The following is a 13576-nucleotide window of genomic DNA, read 5'->3' as shown; positions in this document are numbered from 1 at the left end:
CCGGGGGTGGTGCTACGTACACCTCACGAGGCGCGGCGGTGCGGGCGGTTCATACGCCTCCGTCGGCCGCGAGCACCTTCGCCTCCACCTCCGGGTCGAGTCCCGAGCGCGGCCGGTCGGGCCGCTGTGGGGCCGTGCCGCCGATGTCCTGGAGCCAGCTCCAGGTGTCGGCCACGGTCTCGGCGACGGGCCGGCAGTTCAGCCCCGCCTCCACCGCCCGGGAGACGTCAGCCCTGTGCAGGGCGTCGTGCAGGTCGCTGCCCGGCGGCACCCACACCGGCAGCTGGGTCCACGGCTCGATGCCCGCCTCCAGGATCACCTCGGGCTCGGTCCACCGCAGTTCGGCACCGCCGCCGGTGACCCGTACGCAGGTGTCCAGCAGTTCGCCGGTCGTGGCGTGCCCCTGCGGGGCGGCCAGGTTGTACGGCCCGCTCAGCTTCCGCTCGGCCGCGAGCAGGATCCACTCGGCCAGGTCCCGGACGTCCACGTACTGCAGGGGCAGCTCGCGCGGGCCCGGGGCGAGCACCGGACCACCGCGCGCCACGCGGCCCAGCCACCACGGCAGCCGGCCGATGTTCTCGTACGGGCCGAGGATCAGCCCGGCCCGGACGAGCACCGACCGGTCCTCGCCGAAGGCGTCCAGCACGGCCAGTTCACCGCCGCGCTTGTCCTGCGGGTACGCGGTCTGCTCCGCGTCGGCCGCGGCGCCCTCCACCAGGGGCGCGTCCTCGCCGTACCCGGCGGGCGGGGCCCACGCGTACACCGAGCAGCTCGACACGTACACGTACCGGCCGGCGCGGCCCCGCAGCAGCCGCGCCGTGTCCCGCACCGCCCGGGGCGCCGCCGACCAGGTGTCGACGACGACGTCCCACGCGCCGGGGTCGTCGGCGAGGGCGGTGAGACCGTCGGGCGCGGTGCGGTCGCCGAGCAACGACCGTGCGCCCGCAGGCGCCTCGTGCCGCCCCCGGTGGAAGACGGTCACGTCCCAGCCCCGCCCCAGGGCCGCCTCCACGACGGTCCGCCCCACGAACTCCGTACCACCCAGCATCAGAAGCCTCATGCGCTGACTCTGCCCGGTGGGGCGGCGGGACGGAAAGGGGATCTGCCGTCAGCAGACGGACCGGGGCCGGCGGCTCAGTGGCTCACCGGAGGCACGTACTTGTACCCGACCCGGCGTACCGTCCGGATCGTGTCGCGGTGCTCCGCGCCCAGCTTGCGGCGCAGCCGGGCGACATGGACGTCGACCGTACGGCCGTCGCCCACGTGCCCGTAGCCCCACACCGTGCCGACCAGCTGGTCACGGGTGTGCACCCGGCCCGGGTGCGCCACCAGGTGGGCGAGCAGCTCGAACTCCAGATAGGTGAGGTCGAGCGGCCGGCCGGCCACCTGGGCGGTGCGCTGCCCGGTGTCGACACGGATCAGCGGCTCGCCGCCCGGCTCGGGACCGGCCCCGGGGGCGACGGGCTCCGGCCGGTCCGGCACCGCCACCGGGAACGGCGGCTGCTGGTCGGCCGGGACGAGCACCAGATAGCCGATCATCGGCGGCTGTCCCGGCAGCGTGGGCAGGGTGTGCTGCGGCGCCGGCAGCCAGGTGGCACCCGGCGGCAGCAGATCCGCGACGGTCACCACCTCGTCCCGGTCGACGGCACGCAGCCGATGCCGGGCACTGTTCGCGGAAGGGGTGTCGAGGGCGGCGGTGGACAGAGAACGAGTGGTCGCCATGAGAGGTCAGCTCTTTCGCGCGAGGAGTTCGTCGGAGAGTTCGACGGCCGCGAGTTCGTGGTCGGGGTCGCCGAGGGACGTACGCGGTTCGCGCTGGCCGAAGGCCGGGGTGTACGGCGTTAGAGGGCCGGCGCGTTCGTCGCGCGGCAACACACCCGGTCGAAGTCGTGGTCCTGACGGGACGGCCAGAAGGGCTCGAGGTCATGACGACCCGTCGCGGTGCACTTCTGGTAGCTGGCCATGACCCCATTGAAGCAGAGAGCCCCCCGCGCCGGGACCCTCCTCTCACACCCTGGACACGCGCCGGACATCCGGCCGCCCCGCCGAAACCTCACCCCACCAGCCGCTTCCGCCACTCCATGGGCACGACATCGATCGCCTTGCCCGGATCACCGTCCCACTGCGTGGACAGCCCGGCCGCGGCCAGCGCCGCCACGACCTCGTGGCCGACGGCCTTCGTGGTCTCCTCTGCCCCGTCGAACCCGCCGTAGTACAGCGACAGTCCGTGCCCCTCCGCCGCACCACGCGTGCCCTGGTGGTGGAAGAACACGAACCCCCGCACCCCCGGCTTGCCGTCCGCCTCCGCGCCGATCTCCGCCATGCCACAGCCCCGGCAGCAGGTGAAGTCCTCGCGGGCCACGATGCCGGCGCGGTCCAGGGCCGCGAAGGCACGCTCCAGCCGGTCCGGGTCGGTCGGCTCGCTCCACGACTCCTGCTCGTCGACGCGCTCCAGCCACAGCCGCTCGACGATCTCGCGGGCCTGCGCCGGAGAGACGGGGGAGGAGTCCTCCTCGCCCCGCATCAGGTACACCGTCTCGCGGATCATCGTCTCGATGTCCAGACAGCCGTCCCGGAGCATCTCGTGGACGTACCCCTCGGCCCGCGCCGAGACCCCGGGGGCGAGCGGGGGCGGCGGGGCCGGCAGCCCGAACTCCTCGCGCTCCCAGGTCACTCCGGTGTCCCAGCCGTCCTCCTGGCGCGCCCAGCGGACCATCACCTCGGCGACGAGCCCCGGATCGGTCAGCCGGGTCACCCACAGGTGCGGAACGGACCCCGTGCGGTGCTGGAGGTCGTAGGCCCCGTCCCCGTCGCGTGCCGTCTGGATGAAGACCATCGGCCGGTCCGGTATCCGCTGCACGACAAGGAAGTGGTCGTCGTCCCCGCCGATCCGCTCCACCAACTCCCGTAGCTCCCGCGCCGCGATCCACGTGTAAGACCGCCCGCTCTCCGTCTTCACCTTGGCCGCGAGGCCCCCGTCGATCTCCATGCCGTCAGCCTGACACGCCCCACCGACAACGCGAGGGGGCGCCCACCGCGAACGGTGTGCGCCCCCTCGGGAGCCGGGTGGTGCCGGTCAGACCTGGCCGGCCTTCTCCAGCGCCGAGCAGCAGGTGTCGACGAGCAGGCGGGTCACCACGTACGGGTCGACGTTGGCGTTCGGACGGCGGTCCTCGATGTAGCCCTTGCCGTCCTTCTCGACCTGCCACGGGATACGGACCGAGGCACCGCGGTTGGAGACGCCGTAGGAGTACTCGTTCCACGGGGCGGTCTCGTGCAGACCGGTCAGGCGGTCGTCGATGCCGGCGCCGTAGTTCTTGACGTGGTCGAGCGGCTTGGAGCCCTCGCCGAGCGACTCGGCCGCGGTGATGATCGCGTCGTAGTTCTCGCGCATCGCCTTGGTGGAGAAGTTGGTGTGCGCGCCGGCGCCGTTCCAGTCGCCCTTGACCGGCTTCGGGTCGAGGGTGGCGGCGACGTCGAAGTCCTCGGCGGTGCGGTAGAGCAGCCAGCGGGCGACCCACAGGTGGTCGGAGACCTCCAGCGGGGAGACCGGGCCGACCTGGAACTCCCACTGGCCGGGCATGACCTCGGCGTTGATGCCGGAGATGGCGAGGCCCGCCTCCAGGCAGTTGTCCAGGTGGGCCTCGACGACCTCACGGCCGAAGATCTCGTCCGCGCCGACACCGCAGTAGTAGCCGCCCTGCGGGGCCGGGAAGCCGCCCTTGGGGAAGCCGAGCGGGTAGCCGTCCTGGAAGAACGTGTACTCCTGCTCGATGCCGAAGATCGGCTCCTGGGCCGCGAACTTCTCGGCGACCTCGGCCAGCGCGGCACGGGTGTTGCTGGCGTGCGGGGTGAGGTCGATGTTCAGGACCTCGCACAGCACCAGGATGTCGTCGCCGCCGCGGATCGGGTCCGGGCAGGTGAAGACCGGCTTGAGGACACAGTCCGAGGCGTGGCCCTCGGCCTGGTTGGTGGACGACCCGTCGAAGCCCCAGATCGGCAGTGCGTCGAGACCGGCGGGCGAGCCCGTGATGATCTTGGTCTTGGAACGCAGTTTGGCCGTCGGCTCGGTGCCGTCGATCCAGATGTACTCAGCCTTGAAGGTCACGGGCCACATCCTTCGGGGGTGTGTCTGGGCGCGTATCGCGGGTGCTGCGGCGCTGCGGCACCGGTGCGCCGCGTCAACTGCCCGGCAGCCTGTCAACGGGCGATTTCCCGGCCATTGCTCGAATGTGAACCCCGTGTTACCTGGTGTGCCTGTGCCGTACTTCACGCCGAGAGGGCGTTCTGCCCGGGGGAGGGGGCGGCCACCGGCTTCCCTCCGTCAAGCCGGTGACCGTCGCCTGTGTGACCCGGACGTGCCGGTCCTGCTGCTCCTGGCCGGGAGCAGCAGGACCGGTGACACGTACCGAGGGGGCGGCCGAGGGGTTGGCCGCCGCCTCAGTGACCCGTTCGGCCGTCCGGCATCACCCCACCTTCTCGATCACGGCCCGGCGGATCAGGAACTTGCCGGGCTCGCGGACCTGTTCGAAGGCCGCGTTGTTGAGCAGCGCACAGCTACCGGAGGCCGAAGTGACCTCCACCGTCGTGGACTTGTTGTTGTCCAGGTTGGTGACCTTCAGCTGTGTGCCGACCGGGAACTGGTTGCTGGACGCGGCAGGCGCACCGCCCTCGCCGGAGAGCGTGACGGTGGAGCCGTTGCACACCTGCTGTCCGGAGGCCGCGGCGCCACCGCCGGCGTCTTCCGCCGGAGCCGACTCCGCGGGCTCCGCCGGCGCAGAGGCCTCGGCGCCCCCGGCCGCGTCCTGCTCGCCGCCGGCCTGCTCACCGCCCTGCGCGGGCTGCGACGGCTGCGCGGCCTGGGAGTCCTGAGCCGACTCCCCAACCGTGCACCCCGACGCCTCCTGCTTCCGCTTGATCTCCTCGATGACCGCCTCGCGGTTGGCGATCCGGGCTTCCGACTGCGCGTCGGGGTTGGCCTGCTGGTCGGCGATGAACTTCTCGTTGTTGCCGAGCGCGGTGGCGAGTCCCAGGCAGGCCGTCGACTCCGCCGCCGACTTGGTGTTCGCGGCCGGCGGCGTGGCGTTCGACGTGCTCGCCATGACGAAGGCCCCGCCTCCCGCCACGGTCACCGCGCTCACCAGCAGCGCGATCTTCTTCTTCGGACCGAGAGTTCTCCTACGCGACATGCGCGCCTCCTGAAGAGGTAGGGGAGCGTACGTCGCTATGTACGAGATACCGAACGAAGTTACTCAGCGGTTACAGGAGTCAGTGAAGTGACCTGCGTCACGGGGCGGTTCTAGCGGGAGAGGGCGTCCCGCACGGCCTCGTCGGAGCGGCCCACCACGGCCGTGCCGTCGTCCGCCGTGATGATCGGGCGCTGGATCAGCTTCGGGTGCTCGGCGAGCGCCTTGACCCACCGGTCACGCGAACCGGCGTCCCGCGGCCACTCCTTGAGCCCGAGCTCCTTGGCGACCGCCTCCCCGGTGCGGGTGATGTCCCAGGGTTCGAGCCCGAGGCGCGTGAGAACGCCACGGATCTCTTCCTCGCTCGGCACGTCCTCCAGGTAGCGGCGGACGGTGTAGTCGGCCCCCTCGGCGTCGAGCAGCGACACGGCACTACGGCACTTCGAACAGGCCGGATTGATCCAGATCTCCATGGGGGTCACGGTACGCGCTGCCGATGTTGTTCGAATTTCTGCCGACTCATGCGCCCCTCGCGGACCTGCCGTGACGCGATGCCAATTTCCCTGCTCACCAGGGCATTTGCCGTGCCTGGCGGACTCCCCGTTGTCAGTGCCCGGCGGTAGAATATAAGCAGTGTTCGAGGGTGGCGCCGGGGTCGCAGAGGACTCCGGTGGCCGCCCGACCGCGACAGGAGGATGCCTGTGCCCGCTGCCGCTCTGAAGTCGAAGCCCTTGCCCACCCAGTCCACCGCGAAGCGTCCCGTCCTGCTCGACCTGCCCTACGCGCCCGTGGAGAAGCGGCCGCTGCCGCCGGGCCGGCCGCGCGAGTGGTACGTCACGCACAACCGTCGCCTCAAGGCGATGCGCCTCGCCATCGCCCTGCTCGACTCCGGCGTCTATATGCCGAACCAGGCCCGTAACGAGACGATCCGCGGCGCGGCCGAGCAGATCGGTGTCCACCCGCCGTCGGACACGACGTGCCACATGGTGCGGGCGTTCATGCGCTACGCGCGCTGAAGCTGTCCCACCGGTGTTCCCGGCGCGGGGAACACCGGTGGGTTCAGCCGGGCGAAACCCTCCTGGCGTTCATAGGGGAAGTAGGGGTACGGCGCCGGGCGGTGGCTCGCGGCGTCGAGCCTCGCCACCTGCTCGGGGTTCAGGCTCCAGCCGACGGCGCCGAGGTTCTGGCGCAGTTGCCGCTCATTGCGGGCGCCGATGATGACGGAGGACACGGTCGGCCGCTGGAGCAGCCAGTTGAGGGCGATCTGCGGCACGGCCCTGCCCGTCTCCTCGGCGATCTCGTCCAGCGCGTCGACCACGTCGTAGAGCTGCTCGTCGGGGACGGGCGGTCCGTACTCGGCCGTGCGGTGCAGTCGGCTCCCGGGCGGCAGTGGTGCGCCGCGGCGGATCCTGCCGGTGAGACGCCCCCAGCCGAGCGGGCTCCAGACGATCGCGCCGAGGCCCTGGTCGAGGGCGAGCGGCATGAGCTCCCACTCGTAGTCGCGGCCGACGAGGGAGTAGTACACCTGGTGGGCCGCATGACGGGGCCGGCCGTGCCGCTCCGCGGCCGCGAGGGACTTCATCACCTGCCAGCCGGAGAAGTTGGAGACGCCCGTGTAGCGCACCTTGCCCGCCTGGACGAGTGTGTCGAGCGCGGCCAGTACCTCCTCGACCGGTGTCCCGGCGTCGAAGGCGTGGAGCTGGAAAAGGTCTATGTGGTCGGTTCCCAGCCTGCGCAGGGCGTCCTCGCAGGCGGTGATCAGCCGGGAGCGGGAGGAGCCCGCTTCGCCCGGTCCGTCGCCCGTCGGCAGGCCGGTCTTGGTGGAGACGATCACCTGGTCCCGGCGGCCCTTGATCGCCTGCCCCAGCACCTCCTCGGAGGCGCCGGCGGAGTAGACGTCGGCGGTGTCGAACATCGTGATCCCGGCGTCCAGGCAGATGTCCACCAGGCGGCGCGCCTCCCGCGCGTCGGTCGTGCCCCACGCGCCGAACAGCGGGCCCTGCCCGCCGAAGGTGCCGGCCCCGAAACTCAGCGCGGGCACCATCAGCCCGGACGCGCCCAATCGCCTGTATTCCATCTCGGCCCCTTTCGGTCGAGTTAACAGGTCTGTGGTTCCGTTAACAGTCACTAAGGTAGCAGGGTGAACCGCTTAATGGAACGGGAGTGCCGTTATGGCTGACGGAGGCGAGCCGGGGACCGTACGGCCGGGAGGGCGCACGGCGCGGGTACGGGAGGCGGTGCTGCGGGCGGCCGAGGACGCGCTGACCGAGCAGGGCTTCACCGGCCTGGACCTGGCCGACATCGCCCGGCGCGCCGGAGTCGGCAAGACGACCGTCTACCGCCGCTGGGCGACGGTCACCGGGCTGGTGGCCGACCTCCTGCTGGACATGGCCGAGCAGTCCGCGCCGCGCACCGAGACCGGCTCGCTGCTCGGCGACCTGACGGCCAACGCCCGGCTCGTGCAGCGCACCCTGACGGATCCTCGGCAGGGGCCGCTGTTCAAAGCGCTGATCGCCGCCGCCACCGGCGACCCCAGGACGGCCGCGGCGCTGCGGCGCTTCTACGACATCCGCGTCCGGGAATGGGCTCCCTGCGTGCGGCAGGCCGTCGACCGGGGCGAGGTGCCCGAGGGCACCGACACGCATGAGGTGATCCGCGCCGTCTCCGCCCCGCTCTACTACCACCTGCTGATCAGCGGCGCCCGGCTCGACGGTGCCGCGGCCGACCGGGCCGCCGAGGCCGCCGCGACGGCGGCACGCGCGGGCGTGTACGTACGGGCCTGAGACCTCGAGGACCCGGCCTCAGGCGTACCGTTCCAGCAGCCCCGCCACGTAGGCCTCCAGCCGCCCGGCCAGCACTTCCGGCGTCAGATCCGTCCGCCCCAGCTCCCGCCAGGGGACCGCCAGTTTCGCCGCGTCGGGGACGTAGGCCAGCGCGTCGAGCAGCCGCCAGTACAGATGGTCCGGGCCGTCGGCCAGGTGCCGCCCGCCGTGCGCCTCGTAGCGCTCGCGGAATCCGAGGCCGTACTCCGGGCCGTACAGCAGCGCGAGCGCCGTCGAGCAGTGGGCGACGTCCAGGTCGGCGGGACCCCACGAGGTCTCCACCCAGTCGACGACACCGCCGATCCGCAGACCCGGTCCCGAGCCCGTGAACAGCACGTTCCCGGGATGGAAGTCCCGGTGCAGGAAACAGCCCTCGTACGGCGGGGAATCGCGGCGGATGACGTCCACGGCCCGTTCCCAGCCCGGAGGGACGCCCGTCGGCGACGTCCACGCCTGGTACGTGCGCGGACGCTCCTCCGGGACGACCCGGTGGATCGCGGCCAGTTGAGCCGCGAGCAGTTCCACGCGAGCGTCGAGGTCCTCCTCGTCGACCCGGACCCGCCCCGGCAGCACGGACATCAACAGGGACGGATGGTCACAGTGCTCGGCGGTCGCGTCCACACCGATCAGCTCGGGGGCCGGCACGCCCTCCTGCCCGGCCAGCAGCGTGAGCACGTCGGCCTCGCGGGCCAGCAGCCCGGGGGCGTGCCGCCGGAAGAAGGGCTTCACGAAGGTCCGCAGGGCGAGGGAGGTGCCGTCGTCGAGGGTGAGCCGCCGCATCTGGGCGCTCCAACCACCCTTCAGGAAAGACGACTTGTCGACCGTACGGCCTTCCGGGAGCTGCTTGGCCACCCAGGCCCGGGTCGCCGTCCAGCCCTGCTCGCCGAGCCCGGTCAGCACGGCGGTGACGAACTCCCGCCGGTCGTCGGGACGGTCGCGGAACCACAGGCCCAACCGGTGCCGCGCCTCGGGAAGTTCCCAGTGGGTGAACTGGGCGCGCCGGGCCAGCGCCTCCGAGACGGCCTCCGTCACGGCGGGCGGGATGACCTCGTCCGTGCCCGGCACCGCGAGCACCGCCCGCCCCTCGTACGCCCGCAGCGCGTCGAGCGCGGGCGACGCACGCCAACCGCCGGGCCGCCGGATGATCTCGCTGAACCGCCCGTCGCCCTGCCCGAAGGGCACGTCCCATGCCTCGGCCGCGTACACCGCGGGCGCGCACAGCCCCAGGGCCGCCACCCGGTCCCCGTAGTGCCGGGCGAGATCGGCCACCGTCTGACCGCTCATGCTGAACCCGACCAGGATCAGCGGCGCGTCCCCGAGCGCGTGCGCGTCGATCACGGACACGACCTGCTCGAAACGGCGGCGCAGGCTCAGCTCCCGCAGCCGGCCGGTGCTCTCCCCATGGCCCGAGAAGTCGAAGGCCAGGGCGTGGCAGCCGTGTCCGGCGAACTCCGACAGCAACGGCACCAGCCGCTCCTTGCTGCCGTTGCCCGCGCCGTGCAGGACCACGGCGGTCGCTCTCGCCGAAGCACCGGCTCCGCCGTACAGCCCGCTGAGTCGTTCACCGCCGGTGGTGTGCGTGAAAGGGACCAGCTCCAGCTCACTCATACGGTCATTCACTCACGCCGCGCAGGCACATGAGGGGCGATCAGAGGCCGGGCGCTCCCCACACCGGGAACCAGCGGCCGAGATCCTGCTCGATCCGCAGGTCGCCGTCGAGAGCCGCCCGCACCTGGAGCTCCAGCGCGTTGTCGCGCCGCTGCGCCTCGCCGCCCGGCAGGGGCGCGAACGGATAGAAGGTGCCGCGCTTGTAGAGGTAGACCAGCGCGAGTCGCCGGCCGGCCCGGTCGCGGAACCCGGCCAGGGAGCACAGCAGTTGCGGGCCAAATCCGTTGACCTCCATCTGGCTGTTCACGGCGTGCAGGTCGTTCACGAGCGCGGGCAGCTGGTCGGGGGAGCGGTGCGAGACCAGCCAGGAGTAGCCGTAGTCGTCCTGCCGCAGTTCCACCGGTGGGCCGTCGCGGTCGGTGTCGGCGTCCAGCAGGGCCTGCACCTCGCGGTGGGTCTGCTCGAAGGCCGCGCCCTCGACCGTGGCGAAGCACACCGCGCCCTGCCCGGTCGGGGCGAAGCCCGCCGCGGCCTCCAGGGTCACGGCCGCCGACGGCAGGGCGAAGAGCCGGTCGAGATCCGCCACGACCGGCTTGGTCCGGCCGAGCAGGATGTCCAGCAGCCCCATGTCCGTGCTCACACTCCTCCGGGCGCCGCCGCCTCGCCCAGCTCGGCGGAGATCCGGCCCAGTTGGTCGAGGCGCTGCTCCAGGCTCGGGTGGGTCGAGAAGAGCCGTGCGACACCGGGGTCGCGGCCCAGCGCCGGGGTGAAGTAGAAGGCGTTGAAGGCCTGGGCCGTGCGCAGGTCCTTGGTCGGGATACGGGCGATCTCGCCGGAGACCTTGGTGAGGGCGGAGGCGAGTGCCGAGGGACGGCCGGTGAGCAGCGCGGCCGCCCGGTCGGCGGCCAGTTCCCGGTACCGGGACAGGGCCCGGATCAGCAGGAAGCTGATCGCGTACACGGCGGCGGCCACCCCCATCACCGCGGCGAAGATCGCGGCCGTGTTCTGGTCCCTCCTGGCTCCGCCGAACACCTGCGAGTAGAACGCGAACCGCACGATCAGCCCCGCGATCACACCCAGGAAGGACGCGACCGTGATCACGGCGACGTCCTTGTGCGCCACATGCGACAGCTCGTGCGCGAGGACGCCCTCCAGCTCGGCCGGCTCCAGCCGCCGCAGCAGCCCGGTCGTCACACAGACCACGGCGTGGTCCGGGTTCCGCCCGGTCGCGAACGCGTTCGGCATGTCCATCTCGGAGACGGCCACCACCGGCTTGGGCATGTCCGCGATGGCACACAGCCGGTCCACGACCCCGTGCAGCTCGGGAAACTCCTCCCGCTCCACGACCCGCCCGCGCATGGCGTACAGCGCGATCCGGTCCGAGAACCAGTACTGAGCCCCCAACAGGCCGGCCGCGACCACCACGACCAGCACCCAGGACTTCAGCAGCACGATCAGCGCCGCCACGAACCCCACGTACAACAACCCGAGCAGGAACAGCGTGATCCCCATACGGGTGGTCAACCGCCGGTCGCTCCGGAAGCGGCTGTGCATCTGCATCACCCCGCAGTCAGGCACTCGTCCCACTGCCAGTGTGCACCCGGCCCCGCCCATGAACGGGTCGTGATCGGCCCCAGGACAGGCAAAGGCGTCAGCCGCCCGCGCCCACCGCGTACCCGGGCACGGACGGCCACCGCACGGTCAGCACCACCGACTCCTCCTCCGCGACCCAGGAGTGATCGACCCCACGCCCCCACACGACGTAGTCCCCCTGCCGCTCCAGCAGCACGCTGCGCCCGGGAAGCTCCACCCGGAAGCGCCCGCTGATCAGCACCAGCAGCGCGGTCCGCTCCTCGCCCCGCACCCACTCGGCCCGCTCGTCACCCCGGGGGTGAACCCCCCACTTGATCTCCACGGCCTCGCTGCGCCGGGGGTCTCCGACGTCCTTGAAGTGCCCGAGGATCCACCCACGGTCCAGCGCGGCGTCCTTGCCGGCGTTGCCCACATACACACTGTCGTCCACGCGCGGGGACGCTAGCAGCCGCCTGGCGAGGCCCTCTCGGCGCACGCTCCGCTACGGCGCCCGGAAGTTGATGTACCCCAGCAGCACGATCAGCGCCGCCACACAGCCGAACACCACGGCCGTGGAGATCCACGACGAGCGGGAGCGGGAGCGGGAGCGGGAGCGGGAGCCGGAGCCGGAGCGGCGGCGGCGTGAGCGGTGGTCGGGGTCGGGGCGGAAGGGTACGGGGCCGGGAGGGTTGTGCTTCCAGCGCGCGGCGAGCATGCGGGCCCGGGCCGAGGGCTCCTTGTGCTCGGCGTCGTCCGCCCATCTGAGGTCGAACTCGCGCTCCTGGCCGTCCTGTTCGTGCTCGGACATTCCCACTCCACCCCCGTGTGGTCCTGTCTGAAGAATAGAACATACGACCGCGCCCCCGCCGCCTGTGCGGCGGCGGGGGCGCGGTCGTGATGCCTCGATCAGGCGTCGATCACACGTCGAAGTACAGCTCGAACTCGTGCGGGTGCGGACGCAGCTGCAGCGGCGCGATCTCGTTCGCGCGCTTGTAGTCGATCCACGTCTCGATCAGGTCCGGCGTGAACACGTCGCCCTGGAGGAGGAACTCGTGGTCGGCCTCGAGGCGGTCGAGGACGGCCGGGAGGGAGGTCGGGACCTGCGGGACGCCCGCGTGCTCCTCGGGGGCGAGCTCGTAGAGGTCCTTGTCGATCGGCTCGGCCGGCTCGATCTTGTTCTTGATGCCGTCCAGGCCCGCGAGGAGCAGCGCCGAGAAGGCCAGGTACGGGTTGCCGGAGGAGTCGGGCGCGCGGAACTCGACGCGCTTGGCCTTCGGGTTCGAGCCCGTGATCGGGATACGCATGGCCGCGGAGCGGTTGCGCTGCGAGTAGACGAGGTTGACCGGCGCCTCGAAGCCCGGCACCAGGCGGTGGTACGAGTTCACCGTCGGGTTGGTGAAGGCCAGCAGCGACGGGGCGTGCTTGAGGATGCCGCCGATGTAGTAGCGGGCGGTGTCCGACAGGCCCGCGTAACCGGCCTCGTCGTAGAAGAGCGGCTGGCCGCCGGTCCACAGCGACTGGTGGACGTGCATGCCCGAGCCGTTGTCACCGAAGATCGGCTTCGGCATGAAGGTCGCCGTCTTGCCGTTCTGCCACGCCACGTTCTTCACGATGTACTTGAAGAGCTGCAGGTCGTCGGCCGCGGCGAGCAGCGTGTTGAACTTGTAGTTGATCTCGGCCTGGCCGGCGGTGCCCACCTCGTGGTGCTGGCGCTCCACCTGGAGACCGGCACGGTCCAGCTCCAGGGAGATCTGGGCACGCAGGTCGGCGAAGTGGTCGACCGGCGGGACCGGGAAGTAGCCGCCCTTGTAGCGGACCTTGTAACCACGGTTGTTCTCGAGGGCACCGGTGTTCCAGGCGCCGGCCTCGGAGTCGATGTGGTAGAAGGACTCGTTCGCGCTGGTCGCGAAGCGGACGCTGTCGAAGACGTAGAACTCGGCCTCGGGGCCGAAGTACGCCGTGTCGGCGATCCCGGTGGAGGCGAGGTAGGCCTCGGCCTTCTTCGCCACGTTGCGCGGGTCACGGGAGTACTGCTCGCCCGTGATCGGGTCGTGGATGAAGAAGTTGATGTTGACCGTCTTGTCACGGCGGAACGGGTCGACCCGGGCGGTCGACAGGTCCGCGCGCAGCGCCATGTCGGACTCGTGGATGGCCTGGAAGCCGCGGATCGAGGAGCCGTCGAAGGCGAGCTCCTCGGCCGGGTCGAAGGCCGATGCGGGGATCGTGAAGTGCTGCATCACGCCCGGCAGGTCGCAGAAACGGACGTCGACGAACTTGACGTCCTCGTCCGCGATGAACTTCTTGGCCTCGTCGGCGTTCTGGAACATCCAGCTCCTCCTACTCCCGACCGTCCCGCCGGGGTGGTAGTTCGTTCGTGCTGCCAGTGCG

16 protein-coding genes are annotated in these 13576 nt (G+C 71.3%); 2 read left to right on the top strand and 14 right to left on the bottom strand.

Translation table 11 applies throughout. The annotated features are described in order from the left end of the window. Nucleotides 1-49: 49 nt before the first annotated feature. The 7 genes from ACIBK5_RS14100 to ACIBK5_RS14070 form a co-directional block, all read right to left on the bottom strand. Nucleotides 50-1060 (bottom strand): NAD-dependent epimerase/dehydratase family protein, encoded by a 1011-nt coding sequence (locus ACIBK5_RS14100; RefSeq protein ID WP_399019331.1) that lies wholly within the window; start codon nucleotides 1058-1060, stop codon nucleotides 50-52. A gap of 74 nt (nucleotides 1061-1134) precedes the next feature. Continuing rightward, entirely contained in the window at nucleotides 1135-1722 is a 588-nt protein-coding gene (locus ACIBK5_RS14095; RefSeq protein WP_399019330.1) for a winged helix-turn-helix domain-containing protein, read from the bottom strand. A 6-nt stretch (nucleotides 1723-1728) separates the two neighbouring features. Continuing rightward, nucleotides 1729-1872 carry a hypothetical protein gene (locus tag ACIBK5_RS14090; RefSeq protein WP_399019328.1) on the bottom strand — a complete coding sequence of 48 codons (144 nt, stop codon included), beginning with the start codon at nucleotides 1870-1872 and terminating at the stop codon, nucleotides 1729-1731. 181 nt (nucleotides 1873-2053) lie between these two features. Beyond that, nucleotides 2054-2989 carry a DUF6891 domain-containing protein gene (locus ACIBK5_RS14085; RefSeq protein ID WP_399019326.1) on the bottom strand — a complete coding sequence of 312 codons (936 nt, stop codon included), beginning with the start codon at nucleotides 2987-2989 and terminating at the stop codon, nucleotides 2054-2056. Between the two features lie 87 nt (nucleotides 2990-3076). Beyond that, nucleotides 3077-4108: a glutamine synthetase gene (gene glnII / locus ACIBK5_RS14080; RefSeq protein ID WP_399019324.1), complete on the bottom strand. Its 1032-nt coding sequence runs from the start codon at nucleotides 4106-4108 to the stop codon at nucleotides 3077-3079. Between the two features lie 358 nt (nucleotides 4109-4466). Next, on the bottom strand, nucleotides 4467-5189 hold the full coding sequence (locus tag ACIBK5_RS14075; protein WP_399019323.1) for a hypothetical protein: 723 nt from the start codon (nucleotides 5187-5189) through the stop codon (nucleotides 4467-4469). A 110-nt stretch (nucleotides 5190-5299) separates the two neighbouring features. Continuing rightward, entirely contained in the window at nucleotides 5300-5659 is a 360-nt protein-coding gene (locus tag ACIBK5_RS14070) for an arsenate reductase family protein (protein WP_399019321.1), read from the bottom strand. 228 nt (nucleotides 5660-5887) lie between these two features. On the opposite strand from ACIBK5_RS14070, the gene ACIBK5_RS14065 reads away from it, so the two are divergent. Further along, nucleotides 5888-6202, top strand: a complete 315-nt coding sequence (locus ACIBK5_RS14065) for a hypothetical protein (protein WP_189724648.1) — start codon at nucleotides 5888-5890, stop codon at nucleotides 6200-6202. Here ACIBK5_RS14065 and ACIBK5_RS14060 read toward each other — a convergent pair. Further along, nucleotides 6190-7263: an aldo/keto reductase gene (locus ACIBK5_RS14060; protein ID WP_399019319.1), complete on the bottom strand. Its 1074-nt coding sequence runs from the start codon at nucleotides 7261-7263 to the stop codon at nucleotides 6190-6192. The two genes, ACIBK5_RS14065 and ACIBK5_RS14060, sit on opposite strands and share 13 nt — an antisense overlap. A gap of 94 nt (nucleotides 7264-7357) precedes the next feature. Here ACIBK5_RS14060 and ACIBK5_RS14055 point away from each other — a divergent pair, with 94 nt between their 5' ends. Continuing rightward, a complete protein-coding gene (locus ACIBK5_RS14055; RefSeq protein ID WP_399019317.1) occupies nucleotides 7358-7969 on the top strand; it encodes a TetR/AcrR family transcriptional regulator in 612 nt (203 codons plus the stop codon). Nucleotides 7970-7987: 18 nt separating this feature from the next. On the opposite strand, the gene ACIBK5_RS14050 is transcribed toward ACIBK5_RS14055, so the two are convergent. The 6 genes from ACIBK5_RS14050 to glnA all read right to left on the bottom strand — a co-directional run bounded on the left by ACIBK5_RS14050 (nucleotide 7988) and on the right by glnA (nucleotide 13515). Next, nucleotides 7988-9616, bottom strand: a complete 1629-nt coding sequence (locus ACIBK5_RS14050) for an alpha/beta fold hydrolase (RefSeq protein ID WP_399019315.1) — start codon at nucleotides 9614-9616, stop codon at nucleotides 7988-7990. Between the two features lie 40 nt (nucleotides 9617-9656). Then, nucleotides 9657-10244, bottom strand: coding sequence for a hypothetical protein (locus tag ACIBK5_RS14045; protein ID WP_399019994.1), 588 nt, complete (start codon nucleotides 10242-10244; stop codon nucleotides 9657-9659). A gap of 8 nt (nucleotides 10245-10252) precedes the next feature. Beyond that, nucleotides 10253-11170, bottom strand: coding sequence for a zinc metalloprotease HtpX (gene htpX / locus ACIBK5_RS14040; protein WP_399019313.1), 918 nt, complete (start codon nucleotides 11168-11170; stop codon nucleotides 10253-10255). Between the two features lie 97 nt (nucleotides 11171-11267). Next, the gene (locus tag ACIBK5_RS14035) at nucleotides 11268-11639 is read right to left on the bottom strand and encodes a signal peptidase I (protein ID WP_399019312.1); all 372 of its coding nucleotides are present in this window, start codon (nucleotides 11637-11639) and stop codon (nucleotides 11268-11270) included. A gap of 51 nt (nucleotides 11640-11690) precedes the next feature. Beyond that, nucleotides 11691-11996, bottom strand: coding sequence for a hypothetical protein (locus ACIBK5_RS14030; RefSeq protein ID WP_399019310.1), 306 nt, complete (start codon nucleotides 11994-11996; stop codon nucleotides 11691-11693). Between the two features lie 109 nt (nucleotides 11997-12105). After that, on the bottom strand, nucleotides 12106-13515 hold the full coding sequence (glnA, locus tag ACIBK5_RS14025; RefSeq protein ID WP_382499331.1) for a type I glutamate--ammonia ligase: 1410 nt from the start codon (nucleotides 13513-13515) through the stop codon (nucleotides 12106-12108). Between the last annotated feature and the right edge of the window lie 61 nt (nucleotides 13516-13576).

This window comes from Streptomyces sp. NPDC050546 (assembly GCF_044457425.1).
In the GTDB taxonomy this organism is placed as follows: Bacteria; Actinomycetota; Actinomycetes; order Streptomycetales; family Streptomycetaceae; genus Streptomyces.
Note: the sequence above shows the minus strand (reverse complement) of the source record. Positions and strands in the feature narration are given on the sequence as shown.

Excerpts from the sequence above, each read along its gene's own strand:
- ACIBK5_RS14100 (WP_399019331.1), bottom strand. The coding sequence starts at position 1,060 with ATGAGGCTTCTGATGCTGGGTGGTACGGAGTTCGTGGGGCGGACCGTC.
- ACIBK5_RS14095 (WP_399019330.1), bottom strand. The coding sequence starts at position 1,722 with ATGGCGACCACTCGTTCTCTGTCCACCGCCGCCCTCGACACCCCTTCC.
- ACIBK5_RS14085 (WP_399019326.1), bottom strand. The coding sequence starts at position 2,989 with ATGGAGATCGACGGGGGCCTCGCGGCCAAGGTGAAGACGGAGAGCGGG.
- ACIBK5_RS14075 (WP_399019323.1), bottom strand. The coding sequence starts at position 5,189 with ATGTCGCGTAGGAGAACTCTCGGTCCGAAGAAGAAGATCGCGCTGCTG.
- ACIBK5_RS14070 (WP_399019321.1), bottom strand. The coding sequence starts at position 5,659 with ATGGAGATCTGGATCAATCCGGCCTGTTCGAAGTGCCGTAGTGCCGTG.
- ACIBK5_RS14060 (WP_399019319.1), bottom strand. The coding sequence starts at position 7,263 with ATGGAATACAGGCGATTGGGCGCGTCCGGGCTGATGGTGCCCGCGCTG.
- ACIBK5_RS14055 (WP_399019317.1), top strand. The coding sequence starts at position 7,358 with ATGGCTGACGGAGGCGAGCCGGGGACCGTACGGCCGGGAGGGCGCACG.
- ACIBK5_RS14050 (WP_399019315.1), bottom strand. The coding sequence starts at position 9,616 with ATGAGTGAGCTGGAGCTGGTCCCTTTCACGCACACCACCGGCGGTGAA.
- ACIBK5_RS14045 (WP_399019994.1), bottom strand. The coding sequence starts at position 10,244 with ATGGGGCTGCTGGACATCCTGCTCGGCCGGACCAAGCCGGTCGTGGCG.
- htpX (WP_399019313.1), bottom strand. The coding sequence starts at position 11,170 with ATGCACAGCCGCTTCCGGAGCGACCGGCGGTTGACCACCCGTATGGGG.
- ACIBK5_RS14030 (WP_399019310.1), bottom strand. The coding sequence starts at position 11,996 with ATGTCCGAGCACGAACAGGACGGCCAGGAGCGCGAGTTCGACCTCAGA.
- glnA (WP_382499331.1), bottom strand. The coding sequence starts at position 13,515 with ATGTTCCAGAACGCCGACGAGGCCAAGAAGTTCATCGCGGACGAGGAC.